This is a genomic window from Variovorax sp., assembly GCF_965279555.1.
In the GTDB taxonomy this organism is placed as follows: domain Bacteria; phylum Pseudomonadota; class Gammaproteobacteria; order Burkholderiales; family Burkholderiaceae_C; genus Variovorax.
In genome coordinates this window covers 1,519,896-1,542,539 of record NZ_OZ257247.1, presented here as the reverse complement: position 1 = coordinate 1,542,539, position 22,644 = coordinate 1,519,896, and the positions used below count along the sequence as shown (strand labels likewise).

Annotated in this window: 11 protein-coding genes; 2 read left to right on the top strand and 9 right to left on the bottom strand. The window is 69.0% G+C overall.

Features of this window, described 5'->3' with window-relative positions:
- Positions 1 to 11: 11 nt before the first annotated feature.
- The 8 genes from ACQY8B_RS07480 to ACQY8B_RS07445 form a co-directional block, all read right to left on the bottom strand.
- Positions 12 to 5,186 (bottom strand): malto-oligosyltrehalose synthase, encoded by a 5,175-nt coding sequence (locus tag ACQY8B_RS07480; RefSeq protein ID WP_422086116.1) that lies wholly within the window; start codon positions 5,184 to 5,186, stop codon positions 12 to 14.
- The gene (gene treZ / locus ACQY8B_RS07475; protein WP_422086115.1) at positions 5,179 to 7,050 is read right to left on the bottom strand and encodes a malto-oligosyltrehalose trehalohydrolase; all 1,872 of its coding nucleotides are present in this window, start codon (positions 7,048 to 7,050) and stop codon (positions 5,179 to 5,181) included. The genes ACQY8B_RS07480 and treZ overlap by 8 nt, the downstream gene beginning before the upstream one ends.
- Positions 7,047 to 9,209, bottom strand: coding sequence for a glycogen debranching protein GlgX (glgX, locus tag ACQY8B_RS07470; RefSeq protein WP_422086114.1), 2,163 nt, complete (start codon positions 9,207 to 9,209; stop codon positions 7,047 to 7,049). Before glgX ends, treZ begins: the two co-directional genes overlap by 4 nt.
- 41 nt (positions 9,210 to 9,250) lie before the next feature.
- Entirely contained in the window at positions 9,251 to 10,006 is a 756-nt protein-coding gene (locus ACQY8B_RS07465; protein ID WP_422086113.1) for a mechanosensitive ion channel family protein, read from the bottom strand.
- Between the two features lie 33 nt (positions 10,007 to 10,039).
- A complete protein-coding gene (treS, locus tag ACQY8B_RS07460) occupies positions 10,040 to 13,384 on the bottom strand; it encodes a maltose alpha-D-glucosyltransferase (RefSeq protein ID WP_422086112.1) in 3,345 nt (1,114 codons plus the stop codon).
- 14 nt (positions 13,385 to 13,398) lie between these two features.
- Positions 13,399 to 15,465, bottom strand: a complete 2,067-nt coding sequence (locus ACQY8B_RS07455; protein ID WP_422086111.1) for an alpha-1,4-glucan--maltose-1-phosphate maltosyltransferase — start codon at positions 15,463 to 15,465, stop codon at positions 13,399 to 13,401.
- Positions 15,462 to 17,372 (bottom strand): 1,4-alpha-glucan branching protein GlgB, encoded by a 1,911-nt coding sequence (gene glgB / locus ACQY8B_RS07450; protein ID WP_422086110.1) that lies wholly within the window; start codon positions 17,370 to 17,372, stop codon positions 15,462 to 15,464. The genes ACQY8B_RS07455 and glgB overlap by 4 nt, the downstream gene beginning before the upstream one ends.
- A gap of 185 nt (positions 17,373 to 17,557) precedes the next feature.
- Positions 17,558 to 17,824 (bottom strand): hypothetical protein, encoded by a 267-nt coding sequence (locus ACQY8B_RS07445; protein WP_422086109.1) that lies wholly within the window; start codon positions 17,822 to 17,824, stop codon positions 17,558 to 17,560.
- Positions 17,825 to 18,038: 214 nt separating this feature from the next.
- On the opposite strand from ACQY8B_RS07445, the gene ACQY8B_RS07440 reads away from it, so the two are divergent.
- Complete coding sequence (locus ACQY8B_RS07440; RefSeq protein ID WP_422086108.1) at positions 18,039 to 19,739, top strand: alpha/beta fold hydrolase; 1,701 nt, start codon at positions 18,039 to 18,041, stop codon at positions 19,737 to 19,739.
- Positions 19,740 to 19,763: 24 nt separating this feature from the next.
- On the opposite strand, the gene ACQY8B_RS07435 is transcribed toward ACQY8B_RS07440, so the two are convergent.
- Positions 19,764 to 19,952: a hypothetical protein gene (locus ACQY8B_RS07435; protein WP_422086107.1), complete on the bottom strand. Its 189-nt coding sequence runs from the start codon at positions 19,950 to 19,952 to the stop codon at positions 19,764 to 19,766.
- 386 nt (positions 19,953 to 20,338) lie between these two features.
- Between ACQY8B_RS07435 and ACQY8B_RS07430 the strand changes: the two genes are divergently transcribed.
- Entirely contained in the window at positions 20,339 to 22,576 is a 2,238-nt protein-coding gene (locus tag ACQY8B_RS07430; RefSeq protein ID WP_422086106.1) for a hypothetical protein, read from the top strand.
- The last annotated feature ends 68 nt before the right edge of the window (positions 22,577 to 22,644 follow it).

Here is a 22,644-nt window from a genome sequence, read left to right as displayed (position 1 = left end):
CCGGCCGCCGCTCATGTAGGAGTCCGGCTCGCATGCTTAGGAGTGCTCACCTTGTAAGCAGCCCACGGGATGCTGCCGAAAGCCTGGACCAGTGGCAGCGATGCATCTTTGCCCGCGTGCAGCGTTTCGCCGGTCAGCAGGTTCTGAAGCCGCGCGCCTTCGAGTTCCGCCGGCAGCTGCACCGCCGTGTCGCTCCAGATGCCGGCCTGAGGCAACGAAGGCACGGTGCCATTGCCGGACGACAGCCCGACGAAGAGCCGCCCCGCGACAACCACCAGCATCTCGTCTCCATGCCGCCGCGCGAAAGCCACGACATGGCGCGACAACGCGCCCTCTACCGCAAGCCCTTCGTACCCGCCGTCACGAAAAAGCTCGGCATGCTCGCGCCGCAGCGACAGCAGACGCCAGATGAACCACAGCTTGACGCGCCCGTCATGCGGTGACGCAGCCAGCGCGCGCACTCGCGCGGCGAGCCCCGGCGCATCGGCGGCCATGGCCTGCAGTTCATCGAGCCGCTGCTGCCGCGCCGCGTAATCCACAGGCCGCCGGTTGTCCGGATCGACCAGGCTCAGCTCGATCAGCTCGCTGCCCTGGTAGAGATCCGGCACACCCGGCGAGGTGTACTTCAGCAGCGTGAGCGTCAGCCCGTTCCACGCGCCGAACCACGCGAGCCTGTCGGCGAAGAGCTGGATGTCCGCCAGGCAGCCGCCCTCTTCCATGTTGCCGATCACGCCGCGCACGAAGCCTTCGAGCGCGGCCTCGTAGGTGGCGTCGGGATGGGTCCAGCGCGTGCGCAGCTTGGCTTCGCGCGCGGCCTTCTGCATGTACTGGCAGAGCCGGTCGGCGTAGGCCGGCGTGTCGGCCGCATCGAGGCCGCCTGCCGGCAGCGTGCCCAGCAGCGTCTGGTAGAAAAGGTATTCGTCAGCGCGCGACGGTGCGTCGTCTGTCTCCAGCTTGCGCCGCGTGTCGCGGCACATGCCGTGCCAGCGGGTCAGCGCCAGCACCCAGTCGTTGGGTATTTCGGAGAGCACGTCGATGCGGTTGCGCACGTCTTCGGAGCGCTTGTTGTCGTGCGTCGACGTGGCGAGCATGGTGTGCGGCCAGCGCAGCGCGCGGTCGGCGCTGAGCGCATGGAACTCGTCCACCTCGAAGCCGAAGTGGTCGGGCTCGCCGCCCACCTCGTTGAGCGAACTCAACGGAAAGAAACGATAGAACGCCGTGTCTTCCACGCCCTTGGCCGTGACCGGCGCGCTGAACTGCTGGAAGCGCACCGCAAAGCGCCGCACCCGCTCGGCCAGCTCGCGCGGCGCTCCCGCCACGGCCTCGCCGCGCAGCGCGCCGCGCACGAAGGCGAAAACCGAGCGGTCGGCATCGCCGCTCTGCCATTCGGCCGCCTGCGTGGCTTCGTCGATGAAGCGTTCGTCCTGCGCCGAGGGCTTCTCGACGATGTAGGTGCGGTAGACCGGCATGTTGGCCGCCACGTCGGCCAGCGCGCGGCGCAGCGCATTGAGCGTGTAGTCGCGCGTGGCGCGGTCGGCCCGCGCAATGCGCAGCAATTCGCTCGACAGCACGTTGAGTTCCGACGACAGCGCGTTGCGCATCACCTCGCGCCGACCGGCCTGCGAGAGCGCATGAAAGCCCTGGGTCTCGCCGGTGAAGCGGCGCCAGGCATGGCCGATGGTCTCTGCGGCCGACGTATCGACCAGCACGCCGTTGGCCACGTTCGCGAAGCGGTAGCCGGTGGTGCCGTGCACGTGCCAGCTCTCGGGCACTTCCTCGTTGCCCGCCGCGATCTTCTCGGCCACCACGTAGAGCGGCCTTGCCGGCCTGCCTTGCGCGTCGTGCGCGGGCAGCGACAGCCCCGCGCGCCGCGCATAGCCCTGCTGCAGCTTCTCGAAGTAGCGCGCGGGGTCGTAGAGGCCGTCGGGGTGGTCGATGCGCAACCCGTCCACCGTGCCCGCAGCCGCAAGATCGAGCGCGAAGGACTGCGTGGCCTCGAACACATCGTCGCGCTCCATGCGCACGGCCGCGAGGTCGTTGATGTCGAAGAAGCGGCGGTAGTTGATCTCGTCCGAGGCCACCCGCCAGTAGGCCAGCCGGTAGGCCTGGGCCTCGATCAGCGCATGCATCGCGTCGCGCGCGTCGGGCGTGGACAGGTTCAGCTCGGCCACTGCCGTCGCCACCGCCTTCGCGACCGAAGGGTGGCGTTGTGCGAGGCGTGCGAGGCGGGCCTTCAGCAGTTCCTTGTCGCGCGCGCGCTCCGTGCGCAACTGCGGCTGCGCCGCCTGCCGCCCTGGAAGGTGGCCGAAGGCGGTGGAGATGCTCGCGAGGGCCGCCGCGTCGTCGGCGGATTCGTCGAGCTGCGCGAGGGCCCGCGCCAGCACGGTGGGATAGCTCTCGGGCGCGAGCGGAAAGCGGTGGCCGAAATAGCCGATGGCGAAGGCGCCCTCTTCCGCCTCGAAGCGCAGCGCCAGTTCGCCGCTGCCCAGCACCTCGCCGTAATGCCCGCCCAGCACCGGCAGCAGCACCTTGCCCGTCAGCTCGACGTTCAGCGGCTGCCAGTCGATGTCGAAGTGCTGTGCGTAGAGCGAGGCCGGGCCGTTCTCCAGCACGTCCATCCACCATGCGTTGTCTGCGCCGAACACGCCCATGTGGTTGGGCACCATGTCGAGCAGCTGGCCCATGCCGTGCGCCTTGAGCGCCGCGACGAAGCGCGCGAAGCCTTCTTCGCCGCCCAGTTCGGGGTTGATCTCGTCGTGCGCCACCACGTCGTAGCCGTGCATGCTGCCTGCGCGGGCGCGCTGGATCGGCGAGCAGTAGACATGGCTCACGCCCAGTTGCGCGAGGTACGGCAGCACGCGCACCGCGTCGTCGAAGCCGAAGTCCTTGTGGAACTGCAGCCGGTAGGTGGCGCGCGGCACGCGGGCGCGCAGGTCTTGCGGCGCGTCCTGCGGCACATCCGGGCGGCTCGCGGGGCGTGCCGCGCGCAGTTGAGCAGCCAGTCCCTGCATGCGCTCGCCCGTGGCCAGCGCATGCAGCGGCACCGGCAGCTTGCGCCGCCAGTTGGGTTGCTCGTTCACCGTGCCGGGCATGTTGGCCTGCTCGACCACGCCCGCCACGTCTTCGAGCTGCACCATCATCAGCGCCGACGGCGTCTTCGCGAGCCAGGCATGCACCGCCTCCACCACACGCGCCGTGGGCAGCGCGAGGCCCGCGGCCTCGGCAATCTCTTCCCGCGCCAGCAGGCCGGCCTGCTGCACGGCCAGCATCAGTTCGATACGCTCCTGCGCGCGGTCGAGCAGTTGCTTGTCGAAGACGCGCTCGTCGGGGAACAGGCCCAGCGCCAGGCGGGTTCGCAGGTCATGCCCGGCCCACCAGCCGGCGAAAGTCGCGAGGTCATGCGTGCTCACGGCTACCAATGCGGCCGGCGGATAGGCGGCCGGCGGCTTGAAGCCGCTGCCCTGGTGCCGGTCGAGCCGCTCGAAGTACAGCAGGCGGTAAGACAGCACGTCGGCCTTGCCCAGCGCTTCGCGCACCGCGTCTTCCACCGTGCCCAGGTCTTCGCCGATCACCATGCAGCGGTGCCGATGGCTCTCGATGGCGACGATGGCAAGCAGCTCGTCCAGCGGGTAGTACACATACGCGCCGTCGTGCGCGCCGCGGCCCGGCGGTATCCAGAACAGGCGCATGAGCCCCATGACGTGATCGATGCGCAAGGCGCCCGCGCCGTGCATGCTCGCGCGCAGCGTCTGTATGAAGAAGCGGTGGCCGTCGGCGCGCAGCCGGTCGGGGCGCAGCGGCGGCAGGCCCCAGTTCTGGCCCGCGGGGTTGAACTCGTCCGGCGGCGCGCCGATGCTGGCGCCGCCGGCGAACACCGACTGCGCCGTCCAGGCGTCCGAGCCGGCACGGTCGACCGACACCGCCAGGTCCACGTACAGGCCCACGCCCATGCCCAGTGCGGCGCAGCGTTCGCCAGCCCGCGCCAGCTGCCGCGCGGCCTGCCATTGCAGGTATTGGTGGAACTGCAGGCGCTGCGCATGCTGCACGGCGAATGCGGTGACTTCGGCCGAATCGGGGTCGCGGTACGCGGCGAGCCACACGGGCCAGCCCCACATCGCGGGGTCGGCAGCAAGAAAGTGCGCATGCAGCGTCTCGAACAGCGCGTGCTGCCGCAAGCCCTCGCCGCGCTCCGCGACGAATGACAGGAACGCCAGGCCCTCTTCGTCCGGCGCGCCGTCTTCCGGCAGGTGGCGTTCGCGGAAATGCGCGAACAGCAGCGCCAGCACTTCGAATTTGGCCGATGCCACGCCCGCGTGGTCCACCAGCGGTTCGGCCCGCAGCGCCGCCAGGCGCGCCTGGAACGCTGGCGAATCGACCAGCTTGCGCGCCGCCTCGCACTGCGCGAATTCATCCACCGCCTCGACGTCGATGTAGAGCGCATTCAGCTGCTGGCGCGACGACGGGCTGTACGGGCTCGCATGCGCCGGATTGGCCGTGAACAGCGCATGCAGCGGGTTCACGCCGACGATGTCCGCACCCTGCGCGGCCATGCGGGCCGCCAGATCTTCCAGGTCGCTGAAGTCGCCGATGCCCCAGTTGTGCTGCGAGCGCAGGCTGTACAGCTGCACCGCCGGCCCCCAGACGCGGCCGCCGCCCTGCACCGCGGGCGGCCGGTAGCAGCGGCCCGGCGAGGCCAGCACCAGAGTCTCGCCGGCCAGCCCGTCGATGCGCAGATGGTGGTAGCCCGCGTCGAGCGCGAGCGTCATCGGCAGCACGCGTTCGCACAGCCAGGTGCCCTCGCGCTCGGCGCGCGCGATCTCGTGCAGCGTGGAAGCATCGGCCTCGCCCTGCCGCGTGCGGCCGGCTTCGTCGGTGAGCTGCCAGCGCAGCGAGCGCATGGCCAGCGGCAGGCGCAGCGGCACGCTCCATTCGGCGGCCGATGCGTCGACCACCCGCACGGGAGGCATCGCTTCGGTCCATCGCCCGGCATGCACCGCATCGAGCGCGCGGCGGGCGTCCTGCGCGCTGTCGATGCGCACGCCGAATTCCGCCAGCAGCGCGAGCATGCTCTGCGTCGTGGCCTGGCGGCGCGTGCCGAAGGCGTCGTGGTAAGCGGTGGCAATGCCGAAGTGTTCGCACAGCGCCGCCAGCAAGCCCGCCGTGTCGTTATGAAAAACCTCATCCACCGCGCATGTCCTCCAGCGTTGCGTGCACCGCGCCGCGCTCGAGCAGCAAGGCGCCAGGCTCGGACTGCTGCGCGCCGCTGCTGCTGTAGACCAGCGTTCCGGGCGGCGACACCGCCGCAGCGGCAGGCCCGTCGCCCAAGTGCGCGAGCAGGTGCAAGCGCGTTGCGGTACGCCCTTCGCGCCCCTCCTGCGGCGGTCCCAGGTCCCAGTGCACCCGCAGCGTGCCGTTCTCGCAGAGGTACACGCCGGCGCCGGTCGAGCCGGCCAGGTGCGGCACGATCAGTCTGTGGCGCAGCTCCAGCAGCTGCTGCACCTCGCTGAATCGCGCGAAGTGGGCGCGCGAGCCCCGTTCACGCCAGTTCAGCTTGGACGCCAGGAAGGTCGACTCGGCATTCGGATCGGGAATGCGCGCACGCGCCGCCTCGTCCTTGAACGCCGCGAAGCCGCCGAACTCCGAGCGCCGCCCGTCAGACACCGCCTTTGCCAGTTCAGGCCCGAAGTCGCAGAAGTACAGGAATGGCGTCGATGCCGCGAACTCGTCCCCCATGAACAGCATCGGCACATGCGGCGACAGCAGCAGGCAGGCCATGGCCGCGCGCGTGAGCACCGGGTCGCCGAGCGCATGCAGGCGCTCGCCGAAGGCGCGGTTGCCGACCTGGTCGTGCGTCTGCAGGAAAGACACGAAGGCCTGCGACGGCAGCCGCGTGCTGGGTTCGCCGCGCCGCTCGCCGTTGCGAAAGGCCGAGGGCTGCCCCTGGTACACGAAGCCTTCGGCCAGTGCGCATGCGAAGCGGCAGACGGGGTCGTCCGCGTAGTCGGCGTAGTACCCGTCGCGCTCGCCGGTGGCCAGCACATGCACCGCGTGGTGCAGGTCGTCGTTCCATTGCGCGGTGCCCGCCACCGGCACCCCGTGGCCGTCGCGCGCGAGCATCGAGGCCTGGTTGGCGTCGTTCTCCAGCACGAGGTGGATGTGCCGCTCGCGGCCGGGGCCGGCCTGCAGCGCCTCGCGGATCTCCTGCACGATGTGCGGATGCGAGCTGTCGCTGATCGCGTGGATCGCGTCCATGCGCAGCCCGTCGAAGCGATATTCCTCCACCCAGTACAGCGCGTTGTGAATGAAGAAGTCGCGCACGGTGCGCGCGCCCTCGCCGTCGAAGTTGATGGCCGAGCCCCAGGGCGTGCGATGCGCCGGGTTGAAGAACTCCGGGCAGTAGGCGTGCAGGTAGTTGCCCTCGGGCCCGAAGTGGTTGTAGACCACGTCGAGCAGCACCATCAGCCCCATGCCGTGCGCCGCGTCGACCAGCGCCTTCAGTTCGTCGGGCGTGCCATAGGAGGCGTCGGGCGCGAACTGCAGCACGCCGTCGTAGCCCCAGTTGCGGCGCCCCGGAAAGTCGGCGAGCGGCATCAGCTCGATGGCGGTCACGCCCAGTTCGGCCAGGTCGCCGAGCCGCTCGCGCGCGGCGTTGAAGGTGCCTTCCGCGGTGAAGGCGCCGATGTGCAGCTCGTACACCACGGCCTCTTCCCACGGGCGGCCGCGCCAGGCGTCGTCGCGCCATTGATGGCGGCGCGGATCGGTCACCACGCTGGGGCCGTGCACGTCCTCCGGGTTGAAGCGCGATGCCGGGTCGGGCACGGCGGTGCCGTCGGGCAGGTGAAAGCGGTAGCTGTCGCCATGGGCCGCCTCGGGGAGCGTGAGCGTATGCCAGCCCTGTGCGTCCCGGGTCATGGGGTGAGTGGTGTTCTCGCCGCCCACCGGGCGGTGCTCCAGCCGCACGTCGCCGGCCGATGGGGCCCACAGCGCGAAGGCCACGCCGCCGCCGTCGCGGACGGTGGCGCCGAAGGGCATGCGGTGCGCGCGGTTCATGGCCGCACGTCCGGCCGGCTCAGCACCACCAGCGAGCGGCATTGCAGCGGATAGGCCGGCTCCGACCACGCGGGCGCCAGCGCGGCGGCATCCTCGGTGGTGGGCGGCGGCGTGGTGCTCGCGGTGTCGACCAGCAGGCGCCATGCGCCGTGCGGCATGGCCGGCAGCGTGAACGGGATCTCGTCGTGGTGCGCGTTCATCAGGATGAGGAAGTCGTCGTCGTGCTGCTGCTCGCCGCGCGGCCCGCGGTCGGCAATGCCGCCGCCGGGGATGTACATCGCGATGCAGCGCGCGTTGGCGTCGTTCCAGTCTTCAGTGCGCATCTCGGCGCCGTCGGGCTTGAGCCAATAGACGTCGGTCACGGTCTCGCCCTCTGCCGGCTTGCCGGCGAAGAAGGTGCGGCGCCGGAACGACGGATGCGCGCGGCGCAGCGCGATCATCCGCTCGACGAAGGTGACCAGCGCCAGCCGCTCGGGCGTGGGCGTCCAGTCGAGCCAGCCCAGTGCGTTGTCCTGGCAGTAGACGTTGTTGTTGCCCTGCTGCGTATGGCCTCGCTCGTCGCCCGCCAGCAGCATCGGCACCCCCTGCGACAGCAGCAGCGTGGCCAGCAGGTTGCGCTTCTGGCGCTCGCGCAGGCTCACCACCTCGGGGTCGTCGGTGGGGCCTTCGACGCCGCAGTTCCACGACACGTTGTGGCTGTTGCCGTCGCGGTTTTCCTCGCCGTTGGCCTCGTTGTGCTTGTCGTTGTAGGAGACCAGGTCGTGCAGCGTGAAGCCGTCGTGCGCCGTGACGAAGTTGATGCTCGCGCTGGGCTGCTTGCCCGACCAGCCGTACAGGTCTTCGGAGCCGGTGACGCGCTTGGCCACTTCGCCGACGAGCCCGCCGTCGCCCTTCCAGAAGCCGCGCATGCCGTCGCGGTACTGGTCGTTCCATTCGGCCCAGCCCAGCGGGAAATTGCCCACCTGGTAGCCGCCGTGGCCCAGGTCCCACGGCTCGGCGATGAGTTTCACGCGGTTGAGCGTGGGGTCTTGCCGGATGGCGTCGAAGAAGCCGCCCAGGTTTTCCACCTTGCCCGCCTCGCGCGCCAGCGCCGATGCCAGGTCGAAGCGGAAGCCGTCGACGTGCATTTCCTCGGCCCAGTAGCGCAGCGAGTCCATCACCAGTTGCAGCGCATGCGGATGCTCCAGGTTCACGGTGTTGCCGCAGCCGGTGAAGTCGTCGTAGTAGCGGCGGTTGTCGGCGTTCACGATGTAGTAGGAGGCGTTGTCCACGCCGCGCATAGACAGCGTGGGACCGAGCTGGTTGCCCTCGCAGGTGTGGTTGTAGACCACGTCCAGGATCACCTCGATGCCGGCCGAGTGCAGCGTCTTGACCATGGTCTTGAACTCCTTCACCTTGCCCGAGGCGCTGTAGCGCATTTCGGGGGCGAAGAAGGCCAGCGTGTTGTAGCCCCAGTAGTTCTGCAGCCCCTTTTCGGCCAGGTGCCGGTCGTTGAGGAAGCTGTGCACCGGCAACAGCTCGACTGTCGTCACGCCCAGGCGCTTGAGGTAATCGACCACGGGCGCGCTGGCCAGGCCGGCATAGGTGCCGCGCAGTTCGGGCGGCACGTCGGGGTGGGTCATGGTGAAGCCGCGCACGTGCATCTCGTAGATCACCATGTCCTGCCAGGGGACCGAGGGGCGGCGGTCGTCGCCCCAGGTGAAGGCGGTTTCGAGAACGCGGCCCTTGGGCATCAGCGGCGCGCTGTCGCGGCGGTCGAAGGAAAGGTCTTCGCGCTTGCTGCCGACGGTGTAGCCGTACAGCGCGTCGCCCCAGCGCAGCTCGCCCACCAGGTCCTTGGCGTAGGGGTCGACCAGCAGCTTGTGCGGGTTGAAGCGGTGACCCTCCTCCGGCTTGTAGGCGCCGTGCACGCGAAAGCCGTAGGCCTGGCCGGGCCGGGCCTCCGGGAGGTAGCAGTGCCACACGCCGTCGGTGCGCTCGCGCAGCACGATGCGCTGCAGCTCATGGCGGCCGCGCTCGTCGAACAGGCACAGCTCGACCTTGTCGGCATGCTGCGAGAACAGCGCGAAGTTGACGCCCTCACCGTCCCAGGTAGCGCCGCGCGGGTAGGGGCGGCCGGGCCAGACGGCGGTGATGGTCGGGTTGGTTTTTCTTGTCATTCAGGTGGCGGACGGTTGCGTACGTTGGGAGAAAAAGCAAATCAACGGGGTGGGCGGTCGTCGAAGCGGGGCGGCGGAGGCGGCGGAGGCGGCGGCGGTGGCGGCATGGGCATGCCCGTCTTCGTCAATTGCTGCTGCCGGGGCCACCAGCGCTCGATCTGTGCCTTCGCCCAGTCCTTGCCGGCCAGCCCGAATGCAAGGGCCAACGCAAAAACCACGCCCGCCAGGATCACCAGGAAGCTTTCGCGCACGATGTCGCCGCCCACCTTGATCTGGTCCAGCGCGATCAGGATCACGAAAGCCATCACCGCGTACTGCGCCACCTTGGCGAACAGCGTGGCGTCCTGCATCTTCACGCCGCGGAAATAGCTGCCCACAGCATCGCCCACGAACTTGGCGAAGTACGAGCCGAAAGCCAGCACGAGCAAGGCGACGAACACGTTGGGCACGAACCAGACGATGCGCCCCAGCAGGTCGGCGATGTAGCTCAGCCCCATGCCGTTGAAGGCGATGAGCAGCGACGCCAGTATCACCAGCCAGTACGCCAGGATGCCGAAGAGACTGCTGGTGTCGCCCGCCAGCCCGCCCTGGCGCAGGAAGTTGTCGAGCCCCGCGCGCTCTGTCAGCACGTTGAAGTTGATGGCGCGCAAGGCCTTGGTCACGGCAAAGCGCGCCGCCTTGGCGATGAGCCAGCCCACGAACACCACCACCAGCGCCACCAGCAGGCGCGGAATGAACGCGCCCACCTGATAGAGGATGGCGCGCAGCGGCTCCAGGTGAATGCCGAAGTTTTCCATGTGTGTTTCCCCGAGTGAATGACGACGGCGGCCTCAGGCCCCGTTCGGCTGGATGAGAGCGAGCACGCCGTGCAGCGGCACCTGAACCCAGTCCGCGCGGTTGTTGAGTTCGTAGCGAAGTTCGTAGAGCGCCTTCTCCAGCTCGAACAGCGCGAGCAGTTCGGCGTCGATGGGGCCGCCGTCCGGCTGAGCGAGCGTGCCGGCGTAGCCCTCCATGAAGGCGCCGCGCGTGGCCTGTTCCCAGGCGACGGCGGGCGCGGCCAGCTTCTCGGCTTCTTCCGGGCTCTGCGCCACGCGCCGCAGGGCCGACCAGCGCGCATAGTTGAACGAGCGCAGCATGCCCGCCACGTCGCGCAGCGGCGAGCTCTTGGCGCGGCGCTCCTCGAAGCTGCGCGCGGGCTCGCCCTCGAAGTCGATGATGACGAAGTCGTTGTCCTTCACCAGCACCTGGCCCAGGTGGTAGTCGCCGTGGTAGCGGCTCTTGAGCGCGGCACCGCCGCCGCCCTCGCCCACGAAGCGGCGCTCGGCGATGTTGGCCTGCAGCGTGTCGGCGGCGCGCAGCAAGGTTTCGGCGTCGGCCTGCGCGCCGGGAGGAAGCGCGCCGATGCGTTCGCGCAGCAGTGACAGCGTGGCGGCGGCATCGCTGGCGGCATGGGTGCGGTAGCCCGCCAAGTCTTCGGCCGACAGCGGCTCGGGGTCGAAGGCCGCCGCGCCGGTGCGGGTGGCCAGCGCGCGGTGCAGCTCGGCGGTGCGGCGGCCCAGCGTGCCGATCAGCGCGAGGAAGCCGCCGTGTACCGCCAGCACGTCGGGCACGTCGACGGCACCGTCGGTGGTGGCCACGTCGCGCAGGAAGCGCTCCAGGTAGCCCAGCGTGTAGTCCCAGCCGTCGCCCTGGTTGGCAACGTAGCTCTGCACCAACGCGAGCGTCATGGTGCGGCCGTCGGCGCTCATGTATTCGAGCCCGCCGAGCACCGGCACGCAGTGCGGGTAGTGCGCCACCTCGGTGAGGAAGCGGCCCATCTCCAGCTCGGGGTTGATGCCTTCGCGCAGATGGCGGTAGCCCTTGAGGAACAGCGTCTCGTCGAGCGTGACAACGGTGTTGCTGCTAACGCCGCTGGGGCGCCCGACCGGCAGCGCATCCAGGTCGATGCCCAGTTGCGCGAACGCCGCCGTCGGCTTGAACACCAGCTTGCCGCCGGCCGTGGCCAGCTCGGCGCCCTTTCCGATGGCGCGCACCAGTTCGCGGCAGAAGGCTTCGTCGTAGAAGGCGTCGCCCATCAGCCCGACCTGCGCCTGCTGGCGCACCTTGGCAAGCGCGGCCTGCGCCACGCCGGCCATGCGCTCTTCGTCTCGCTCTTCCCAGGCCAGGGCGAGCGGCATGAAGTAGGTGGCGCCGCCGGGCGGGCCGTCGAGCGCGAGCAGCGGCAGCATCCAGCTCAGGCCGTTCACCTCCCACACCGCGTGGTCGACGATGCGCGCGCGCTCGATGGCGGTGCCCTTCGAGGCATACCAGCGCTGGATCTCGATGTGGCGCGGCAGCGTTTCCAGTTCGAACTGGCTGCGCATGCGCTCGGACATGCCGATGCGCCACGGCATCACGCGGTCGCGGAAGAAGCTGGTCCAGCCGTCGAACAGCACCAGCGTGGGCCACTCCTGCAGCGCCACGCCCTGCTCGTGCCAGCTCGGCGCATCGGCCTCGGCCGTGAGCTTGAACCAGTAGAAACCGTATGAGGACAGCGTGAGCAGGTACGGCAGCTCGCCGATGGGCGGAAAGGGGGACCGGCCCAGCATCTCGATGGGAACGAAGCCGCGGAACTCCGACAGGTCCAGCTCCACCGGCTGCGCAGCGCGCGAGAGGTTGAACACGGCGAGGATCACGTCGCCGTCGTACTCGCTCAGGTACGCCAGGATCTTGCGGTTGCCCGGCTTCAGGAAGCGCCGCTTGCCGCGACCGAAGGCGTGGCTGGTCTTGCGCACGGCCAGCATTCGCTTGGTCCAATTCAGCAGCGAGCTGGCGTCGCGCGCCTGCGTCTCGACGTTGAGCGCCTCGTAGCCGTACATCGGGTCCATGATGGGCTGCAGGTACAGGCGCTGCGGGTCGGCGCGCGAGAAGCCGGCGTTGCGGTCGGGGCTCCACTGCATGGGCGTTCGCACGCCGTTGCGGTCGCCCACGAACACGTTGTCGCCCATGCCGATCTCGTCGCCGTAGTAGATGATGGGCGAGCCCGGCATCGACAGCAGCATGCCGTTCATGAGCTTCACGCGGTCAAGGTCGTTTTCCATCAGCGGCGCCAGGCGCCGGCGGATGCCCAGGTTGATGCGCGCGCGCATGTCGGCGGCGTACATGGTGTACATGTAGTCGCGCTCCTTGCTGGTCACCATCTCGAGGGTGAGCTCGTCGTGGTTGCGCAGGAAGATGGCCCACTGGCAGCCTTCGGGAATGTCGGGCGTCTGCGCCATGATTTCCACGATGGGGTGGCGGTCTTCCTGCGCGATGGCCATGTACATGCGCGGCATCAGCGGGAAGTGGTACGCCATGTGGCATTCGTCGCCGTCGCCGAAATACTCGCGCACGTCCTCTGGCCACATGTTGGCCTCGGCCAGCAGGAAACGGTTCTTGTACTGCGCGTCGATGGCCGAGCGCAGCCGCTTGATCACCGCGTGCGTCTCGGGCAGGTTCTCGTTGCTGGTGCCGTCGCGCTCCACCAGGTAGGGAATGGCGTCGAGCCGGAAGCCGTCAACGCCCATGTCCAGCCAGAAGCGCATGGTCTTGAAGATGGCTTCCAGCACCGCCGGGTTGTCGAAGTTCAGGTCGGGCTGGTGGCTGAAGAAGCGGTGCCAGTAGTACTGCTTGGCCACCGGGTCCCAGGTCCAGTTCGAGGTCTCGGTGTCGGTGAAGATGATGCGCGTGCCCTGGTAGAGCTGGTCGGTGTCGCTCCACACGTAGAAGTCGCGCTCGGGCGAGCCCGGCGGCGCCAGCCGCGCGGCCTTGAACCACGGGTGCTCGCTCGATGTGTGGTTGATGACCAGCTCGGTGATGACGCGCAGGCCGCGTTTGTGCGCCTCGGCCAGCATCTGGCGGAAGTCGGCGAGCGAGCCGTACTGCGGATGAACGTCTTCGTACTCGGAGATGTCGTAGCCGTCGTCGCGCAGCGGCGAGGGATAGAACGGCATCAGCCAGATGGTGTTGACGCCCAGCTCCTTCACGTAGTCGAGCTTGGCGGTCACGCCCTGGAAGTCGCCCATGCCGTCGTTGTTGGAGTCGAAGAAGGCCTTGACGTTGAGCTGGTAGATGACCGCGTCGCGGTACCACAGCGGGTCGTCGCTGTTGTCGATCTCTACGGTTTCCAGTGCGATGTGCGAAACGGGTGCATTCATGGGCGGGCGACCTCTCAGAGGAAATAATCGAAGTCGCGCTCGTCGCCATGACGCCGACGAACGACGAAGACGTGCGCGGGGCAACTGTGCGGATCCAGCCGCACGTAGTGCCAGTCGCCCTGCCACTGGAAGCGCTGGCCGCTGAGCAGGTCGTGCATCTGGAACACGCGCGAGGGCGGGTTCACGCCCACGCTGGCGGGCTCCAGGCCCAGCCAGCCCCACTGCGCGTTGTGCGGATCGAGGTTGACCACGGTCACGATCACGTTGGCGCCGTCGGCCGAGGCCTTGGCATAGGCCAGCAGCTGCGGGTTGTCGATGTGCAGGAAGCGCAGCGTGCGGTCCTGGTGCAGCGCGGGGTTCTCGCGGCGGATGCGGTTCACCCGCGCGATGAACGGCGCCAGGCTTTCGGGATCGTCGTGGTTCCAGTGGCGCAGCTGGTATTTCTCGGAGTCGAGGTATTCCTCGCTGCCCGGCTCGCGCGGCAGGTGCTCGCGCAGTTCGTAGGCAGGTCCGTAGATGCCGTAGCTGGCAGAGAGCGTGGCGGCCAGCACCAGCCGCGCCATGTAGGTCGCGGCGTCGCCGTGCTGCAGCTGCTCGTGCAGGATGTCGGGCGTGTTGGGCCACACGTTGGGGCGGAAGTAGTCGATGCCCGGCGCGGTCGACAGCTCGGTGAAGTACTCGACCAGCTCTTCCTTGGTGTTGCGCCAGGTGAAGTAGGTGTAGCTCTGCGAAAAGCCCAGCTTGGCCAGCCGGTGCATCACCTTGGGCCGGGTGAAGGCCTCGGCCAGGAAGATCACGTCGGGGTGCTCGCGCTTCACCTCGCCGATGGCCCACTCCCAGAACGGGAAGGCCTTGGTGTGCGGGTTGTCGACGCGGAAGATGCGCACGCCCTCGCCTACCCAATGGTCGATCACGCTCTTGAGTTCGGCCCACAGCCCGCGCCAGTCTTCGCTCTCGAAGTTGAAGGGATAGATGTCCTGGTACTTCTTGGGCGGGTTCTCGGCGTACTGCACGGTGCCGTCGGGGCGCCAGCGGAACCAGTCGGGGTGCGCCGTCACGTACGGGTGGTCGGGCGCGCACTGGAAGGCGATGTCCAGCGCGATCTCCAGCCCGTGGTCGGCCGCGCGCGCCAGCAGGCGGCGGAAGTCCTTGGCGGTGCCGAGCGCGGGCAGGATGTCCTTGTGGCCGCCTTCCGCAGCACCGATTGCCCAGGGGCTACCCACGTCTTCGGGGCCGCTCACCAGCTTGTTGTTCGGCCCCTTGCGCTGCACGCGGCCGATGGGATGGATCGGCGGAAAGTACAGCACGTCGAAGCCCATCTCGGCGATGGCCGGCAGGCGTGCTTCCACGTCCTTGAAGGTGCCGTGCACACCGGGCTCGGTGCCGGCCGAGCGCGGGAACAGCTCGTACCAAGTGCTGAAGCGGGCGCGCTCGCGGTCGGCCACCAGCGGCAGCTCGACCGGGTGGCGCACCGCGTGGCGGCGGTCGGGGTGGCGGCGCGCGAGTTCGGCCAGTTCCTCGTCGAGCGCCAGCGCCTTGAGCGACACCGCATCGGTGCCGGGCGCGGCGGCCAAGGCCTGGAGCTCGGTGGCCCAGCGCTGCAGCGCGATGCGGTCGGCACCCTCGGCGCGCGCGGCGGCGGCAGCCACTTCGGCCGCGCCGACTTCCGAGGCGATGCGCACGTCGTCGGGGTCGACGCGGCGCGTCATTTCGCTGCGCCACGACTCGAAGGGGTCGACCCAGGCCACGGCTGTGTACACGTAGCGCCCTATCGCGGGCGGGGAGAAGCCGGCCTCCCACACGTCATTGCCCAGCGGCTTCATCGGCACTTCGCGGAACTCGGCCTGGTCGTGCGCACGCCAGCACAGCTGAACGCGAAGCACGTCGTGGCCGTCGGTGAAGCAGTGCGCGCGCACGCACACCCGCTCGCCGGCCACGCATTTCACGGCAAAGCGACCGTTGTCGACCGCCGGCAGCACCGCGTCGATCACGGCGCGCACGTTGCCGCCGGGGTTTTCGATGCCGTTTCCGGTGTCGGGAGCCACGCCGGCGGCGTGGCGGGTGGAGAAGATGTTCTTCATGGTGACGGGCGTTGTTCCAGGATCAGGGTCGACAGCGGCGGCAGCGTCAGGGACACCGACTGCGGGCGCCCGTGCGAGCGCACCGGGGCGGCTTCCACGCCGCCGAGATTTCCCCAGCCCGCGCCGCCGAACTCGGCCGCGTCGGTATTGATCAGTTCGCGCCAGAAGCCGCTGCCCACGCCGCCGGGCACGCCCAGCAGGTAGTTGGTGCGCGGCACCGGCGTCATGTTGCTGACCACCAGCAGCGGCGGGCTGCCGTCGCGCGCCTTGCGCAGGAAGGCGAACACGCTGCGCTCGGCGTCGTCGGCCGCAATCCATTCGAAGCCGGCCGCCGAGAAGTCGAGCTGGTGCAGCGCGGGAGAGTCGCGGTACACCCGGTTGAGTTGCGCCACCAGCCGCTGCAGGCCGCCGTGGCCCTGCTGCTGCGTGACCCACCATTCGAGCTCGCCGTCATGCGTCCATTCGCGGCGCTGGCCGAACTCGTCGCCCATGAAGAGCAGCTTCTTCCCCGGATGCGCCCACATGAAGCCGAACAGCGCGCGCAGGTTGGCGAACTGCTGCCAGCTGTCGCCGGGCATCTTGTTGATGAGCGAGCCCTTGCCGTGCACCACCTCGTCATGCGAGAACGGCAGCACGAAGTTCTCGTTGAAGGCATACACCAGCGAGAAGGTCAGCTTGTGGTGGTGGTACTTGCGATTGACCGGGTCTTCCTTCATGTAGGCCAGCGTGTCGTGCATCCAGCCCATGTTCCATTTCTCGCCGAAGCCCAGGCCGTCCATGTCGGTGGGGCGCGAAACGCGCGGCCACGCGGTCGACTCTTCCGCCACGGTGAGCGTGTCGGGGAACTCGCGGTAGACGGCACGGTTGAGCGTCTGCAGGAACTCGATGGCCTCCAGGTTCTCGCGGCCGCCGTGGCGGTTGGGAATCCACTCGCCGTGCTTGCGGGCGTAGTCGAGGTAGAGCATGGAAGCCACCGCGTCCACGCGCAGCCCGTCCAGGTGGTACAGGTCGAGCCAGAACAGGCCCGACGACACCAGGAAGCTGCGCACCTCGGGCCGGCCATAGTTGAAGATGCTGGAGTTCCACTCCGGGTGAAAACCCTGGCGCGGGTCGGCATGCTCGAACAGGTGCGTGCCGTCGAAGAAAGAAAGGCCGTGCTCGTCGGTCGGAAAGTGCGAAGGCACCCAGTCGAGCAGCACGCCGATGCCCTGCTGGTGCAGGTGGTCGACGAGGTACATGAAGTCCTGCGGCGAACCGTAGCGCGCGGTAGGCGCGAAGTAGCCGGTGGTCTGGTAGCCCCAGGAGCCGTAGAACGGGTGCTCGGTCACGGGCATCAGCTCGACGTGCGTGAAACCCATCTTCCCGACGTACGCGGCCAGTTCGTGCGCGATCTCGCGGTAGCCCAGGAACTGCCCGTCGTGCCGGCGCCAGGAGCCCAGGTGCACCTCGTAGACCGACATCGGCGCCTCGAGCGAGTTGTGCATGCCGCGCGTCGCCATCCATTCGTCGTCGCCCCATTCGTAGGCGAGTTCGCAGATGCGCGAGCCGGTGGCCGGCGGGTGTTCGGCGCTGAAGGCCACGGGGTCGGCCTTGTCGACGGTGTAGCCGCCCTGGCGCGAGCGGATGCGGTACTTGTAGGCCTGCCCGGGCGCCGCATTGGGCACGTGGCCGATCCAGATACCGGTCTGGCCGGGGCTGGGCGCGAGCGGGTCGGCATCGCCCGACCAGTAGTTCCAGTCGCCCACCACCGACACCGACTCCGCATTCGGCGCCCACACCGCGAATCGCGCGCCGCCTTCCGGCTGCACATGGCATCCCAGCAAGTCGTAGAGCCGCGCGTGAGTTCCTTCGTGGAAAAGATAGGCGTCTCGCTCGCCAGGGAGTGAATGGTTCAAAGGCACCGGCATTCCTTGATTTGAAGGCCAGCGAGGCAGGGGTTCAGGGCCGTCGGGGCGACGGCCATGCGGGGAACCACTGCGGTTCTCGCTCGGCTTGAATGCCAATTTGCTGGGATGCCGGTGGCCGTGGTTACGGCCTGAGCCGCCTCGCCTTGTCGGAGAGTTGCCCGTGTCCCTTCAGGCGCCGCGCCGGCTCAGGCGTGCAGCGCGAAGTCTTCGATGGTGAGCGTGATCGGCCGGCGCGGCGCGTTGCGGTAGCGCGCTATGGCGGCGGGCTCGATCGCGTGGAAGTGCTTGCGGCAGGCTTCCAGCAAACGCTCGCCGATTTCGCGCGCGCCGAATCCGTCGTGCAGCGTTTCTTCGGAAATCTGCGCGAGGACGCGTGGGCCGCCGGGGCCCTCGGGATAGAAGGCGAAGCGCACGCTCGCCGTGTCGAAGCAGTAGATGCCTTCGAAATTCATCTGTCTTGTCTCCTTTATTTCGGCGCAGATTGAGCGCGCGGCGAAGGCCGAAGAAGAGTGGAAATTCGCGCATGCGCATGCAGGAAATCTCCTACAGCAAGGGCGGCCTGCGCTTGCAGGCGGACGCGGCTTCGGCCGTGGCTTTCGGGCGCGGATGCGGCGAAGATCGGGCTCCCGCTCCTGCACCTTCCCTCCGCCTGGAACATCCGCCTCGATGACTGCACAGAAGATTCCGAGCCCCCTGCTTCTCCATCGCCGCGCCGCGGCCTTCACCCTGGCCGCCGGCGCCCTGCTGCTGGGGGCCTGCACCGGCCCCACCGAGGCCCAGCGCCAGGCCACAGCCAGCGCCCCGCCGCCCACCGATTGCACGGCCTGGGTCGGCACCGACCGCAACGCCATGATGGGCGGCTACCTGCTGGGGCAAGGCCCCAAGGGGACCGGCGCCAAGGAGTGCGTGCCGGTGCTCATGACGGCCAACCGCCCGCCGCCCGACTACGCGGGCGGCGACTACTACATCAGCGAATTCACCGACGAAAAGCTCAAGGCCCGCTGGCGCGCCTGCAAGGAAGACCCTGCTTGCTTCAAGCGCATCGACGCACAGATGCAGCGCTGGCTGCCGCCCAACAAGGAGCGCGCCACGCGCTCGACCGGCGTGGTCGACCCGTCGGGCAAGATCGATCCGGATGGCAATGTCGACCTGAAGCAGATCCGCCGGCCCGCCTTCTTTGCCAAGGCGCCGTACCGAGAAGGCATTGCAGAGGCCGACGCCCGGACCTGGATCGTGGAGTTCACCGCGCCGCGAGACGCCTTCGAGCGCATCGACCTGAAGATGACCGGCGACATCAAGCTGCGCGGCTGGTATATCGAGGGCGCCGGCATCGACGACGGCAAGGGCAACAAGGTGCGCGCGCTGGCCATCATGGCGCCCGGCGGCGGCGGCCAGCTCACGGCCATCCAGCATCCGGACGAGGTGGCTTACCGCATCGACGAGAAGACCGGCAAGACCGTTCCGATCAACTTTCCCAACGCGACCACCGAGACCATGGGCCAGCGCTGGTGGCGCGAGAACCTTCATGCGCTCAACCAGGCCGGCTTCGACGTGCTGGCCTACGACCGGCGCGGCGAGGGTCTGTCGGGCGGCTTCAGCGACACCAACACGCTGGAGCAAGGCGAAGACGTGTTCCGCGCGCTGGCGGCGCTGGAAGGCGGACGCGGCCTGCGGCTGCTGGCGCCCTCGGGCGAGCTGTTCGAAGGCGAGACCGCGCGCGGCCGGCTGCTGGCGGGCATGAAGGCCAACGAGATCCCGCTGGTGCTCGGCGGCTACTCGCGCGGCTCGATGTCCACCGCCTGGGCCATGACCAAGAACTACGTGGCCGAATGCACCTTCGACATGCCCCAGCCCAGTTGCACGCCGCCCAAGGGGCTGAAGAACATCCACGGCACCATCCTGCTGTCGTCGTTTGCCAGCGGCGCGGGCTACGTGGGCGACTCGCCCGACCTGGCCGACCGCAACCTGTTCCTGGGCGGCATGGCGGCGGACCATCACATCGTCTTCTATCCGAACTCGTCCACCCTGGCGGGCATGGACCGCTGGCCGGCCGCGTTCTTCGGCAAGGGCCTGTGGGACCGCGCCGAAACGCTCGAGGGCACCGTGGCCGCCTACAACCGCATCCGCGGGCTGAAGGAGATCGTGCTGGCGCGCGGGCCGCACTCCATCGAGACCTGGCCCGCGTCCGACCGCGACTATCTGCGCGAGCGCATGGTGCTGTTCGCGAAGGCGGTGATCGTCGGCGGACGCACCATTCCGGGCGCGCGGCCATGGAAAGATTTCAAGTCGCTGGTGGCGACCACGCCCGACTCTTGGGAGCCGTCGTCGCGGCCGAAGGGACCGGCGCAGGCCGCCAAGGCCCCCTGATCCCTTCGCGGCAACAGGCTTCGGCTAGTTCCTGCGGGGGTCGTAGGGCCGGCGGTCGTAGCGGTCGGGCACGCCGTCACCGTCGCTGTCGCGGTTGCGCTCATAGCGGTCGGGGATGCCGTTGTGGTCGCGGTCGCGGTCGCGCCGGTGGTGGTCGTGGCCGCAGCCCGCCATCAGGGTGGCGGCGGCAATCAGGAGGAGGATGTTTTTCAAGGGGCGAACTTCTTCGTGTTGTAGGTGCAGCGCAGTGTGTGCATCCCGCCTGAAGAAAGCCTAAACGGGCCCTGAAGCCTTCGTTAACGCGCGCGGCGGCCCGCATGGGCCGGCTCACAAAAAAGAACCCGGCAGGAGCCGGGTCCAAGCCTCGTTGCTGTCACGCAGCGAAGCCCTCGCAAAGGGAGGAATACGAGGGACGGTACGACCGTCGACCCTCAAGTTATAGAGGGCACGTGCGGCGGATTCAAAGGGAATGCCGCCTCCTCGGGACAGACAAGACCTACGGCCTGCCGCATGCACGCACAGCCATGTCGGCCCCGGACGACATGGCTGCGCGCCCTGCGTCCTCAAAAGCGCCGCGCATGCTCCCTTACGGTGTCGCGATGCGCAATCGACCCAGTTCCCCGAGCTCCGACGTCTCTCCCTCGCCCACCCCGCACCGCTGGCAGTTCATCCGCACGGGCGGCGCCGACCAGGTGATCTTTCGCACCGGCGAGGACATCGCCCGCATTGCGGAACTCGACCAGAAGCTCTGGGTGGCGCTCGCCTGCCCGACCCGCGGCATCGACTTCGACACGCGCACCCTCGACCTGATCGACACCGACCACGATGGCCGCGTGCGCCCGCCGGAGGTGGTAGCGGCCTGCGAATGGGTCTGCGCGCGCCTGCGCAACCCCGACGTGCTGCTGCAAGGCAGCGACGTGCTGACGCTCGGCGACCTGGACGACGGCAACCCCGCCGGCGCGCGGCTGCTCGATGAAGCACGCCGCCTGTTGCAGATCCAGGGCAGGCCCGATGCCGACACGCTCACCCTCGCCGACATCGCCGACCGGGGCGAACTGCTGGCCGCCATGCGCTTCAACGGCGACGGCGTGGTCACGCCCGATACGGCACAGGACGAGGCCGTGCGCGCCACCATCGCCGAAGTCATCCGGCTGCACGGCAGCCTGCCCGACCGCCACAGGCAGACGCCCGGGGTGGACCGTGCCCGCGCCGAGGCTTTCTTTGCCGAGGTGCAGACCGCACGAGACTGGCATGCGCAGGCCGACGCCGGCAATGCAGAACTGATGCCGCTGGGCGAGCCCACGCTGGCGGCGGCCGACGCGGCGCTCAAGGTGCAGGCCAAGCTCGACGACTTCTTCGCGCGCTGCCGCGTGGCCGCTTTCGACGCGCAGGCCGTGACCGCGCTCAACCCTTCCGCCAAGGCCTACGACGCGCTCGCCGCGAACAGCCTCGACCTGCATGCGGAGCCCATCGCCGAACTGCCGCTGGCCCCGGTCACGCCGCGCTGCGTGCTGCCGTTGAGCGGCACTGCACTCAACCCCGCGTGGGCCGATGCAGTGGCCGCCTTTGCCGAGCGCAGCGTGGTGCCGCTGCTCGGCCCGCGCGAAGAACTTGCGGAGGCCGACTGGGCCGCCATCCGCCTGAAGCTCGCGCCGCTTCAGGCCCTGATGGCCAGGCGGCCCGGCAACTGGGCCGCCGCGCTCCCGCTCGACAAGCTCGACGCGCTGCTGCAGACGCGCGATGCGCTGCTGGCGCTGATCCGCGACGACGAAGCCGCCGAGGAACACAACGCGCTGCTGGTCGACCTGGAGAAGCTGATCCGCCTGCAGCGCGACCTGGTGGTGCTGCTCGGCAACTTCGTGTCGTTCAAGGCCTTCTACCGGCGCGAGGGCGCGATCTTCCAGGCCGGCACGCTGTTCCTCGACGGCCGCAGTTGCGAGCTGACGGTGCAGGTGCAGGACACGGCCAGGCACGCGGTGCTCGCGGGGCTGGCGAAGACCTGCCTGGCCTACTGCGATTGCACGCGCCAGGGCGCGAAGATGAGCATTGCCGCCGCCTTCACGGCGGGCGACGTCGACTTCCTGTTCGTGGGGCGCAATGGCGTGTTCTACGACCGCCAGGGCCGCGACTGGGACGCCACCATCACCAAGCTCATCGAGAACCCGACGAGCGTGGCGCAGGCCTTCTTCGCGCCGTACAAGAAGTTCGTGCGCGTGATCGAGGAACAGGTGGCCAAGCGCGCCGCCGCGCAGGACGCCGCCGGCCAGGGCAGCCTGACGAGCTTCGCGACCAGGCTCACCACAGCCGACCAGGCTGCGAACGCCGCCAAGGCACCGGCCGCGGCGCCCCGCCCCGCCGGCCGGGTCGACGTGGGCACTGTGGCGGCCATCGGCGTGGCGCTGGGGAGCATCAGCGCGGTACTGGTGGCCATCTTCGGCAAGTTCGTCGACCTGGGGCAGTGGATACCGGTGGCCCTGCTGGGCATCGTGCTCGCCATCTCGGGGCCGAGCATGCTGATCGCGTGGCTCAAGCTGCGCCAGCGCAGCCTGGGGCCGATCCTCGACGCCAGCGGCTGGGCCATCAACGGGCGCATGAAGGTGAATGTGCGCCTGGGCGGCATGCTCTCGCAGACCGCGCGGGTGCCGCCGGGCGCAAGGCGCATCGTGCGCGACCCGTACCGCGACCGCCACGGCGCGACGGGCGTGGCCGCGCTGGCGGTGCTGGTGCTCGCGGTGACGCTGCTGGCCTGGCGCATGAACTGGCTGGACGACCGCCTGCCGGCGGCGCTGCAGCATTCGCCGACCGCGCAGGCCACGGCGCGCCCGGGGGCTGCCTGAGCCTGCCCGAGCCCCGGCCCAAGCGCTTGAAAAGCTCTTTCGCGCCGCCATTTCTCCTGAATTCCCGG

Excerpts from the sequence above, each read along its gene's own strand:
- treZ (WP_422086115.1), bottom strand. The coding sequence starts at position 7,050 with ATGAACCGCGCGCACCGCATGCCCTTCGGCGCCACCGTCCGCGACGGC.
- glgX (WP_422086114.1), bottom strand. The coding sequence starts at position 9,209 with ATGACAAGAAAAACCAACCCGACCATCACCGCCGTCTGGCCCGGCCGC.
- ACQY8B_RS07465 (WP_422086113.1), bottom strand. The coding sequence starts at position 10,006 with ATGGAAAACTTCGGCATTCACCTGGAGCCGCTGCGCGCCATCCTCTAT.
- treS (WP_422086112.1), bottom strand. The coding sequence starts at position 13,384 with ATGAATGCACCCGTTTCGCACATCGCACTGGAAACCGTAGAGATCGAC.
- ACQY8B_RS07455 (WP_422086111.1), bottom strand. The coding sequence starts at position 15,465 with ATGAAGAACATCTTCTCCACCCGCCACGCCGCCGGCGTGGCTCCCGAC.
- glgB (WP_422086110.1), bottom strand. The coding sequence starts at position 17,372 with ATGCCGGTGCCTTTGAACCATTCACTCCCTGGCGAGCGAGACGCCTAT.
- ACQY8B_RS07445 (WP_422086109.1), bottom strand. The coding sequence starts at position 17,824 with ATGAATTTCGAAGGCATCTACTGCTTCGACACGGCGAGCGTGCGCTTC.
- ACQY8B_RS07440 (WP_422086108.1), top strand. The coding sequence starts at position 18,039 with ATGACTGCACAGAAGATTCCGAGCCCCCTGCTTCTCCATCGCCGCGCC.
- ACQY8B_RS07430 (WP_422086106.1), top strand. The coding sequence starts at position 20,339 with ATGCGCAATCGACCCAGTTCCCCGAGCTCCGACGTCTCTCCCTCGCCC.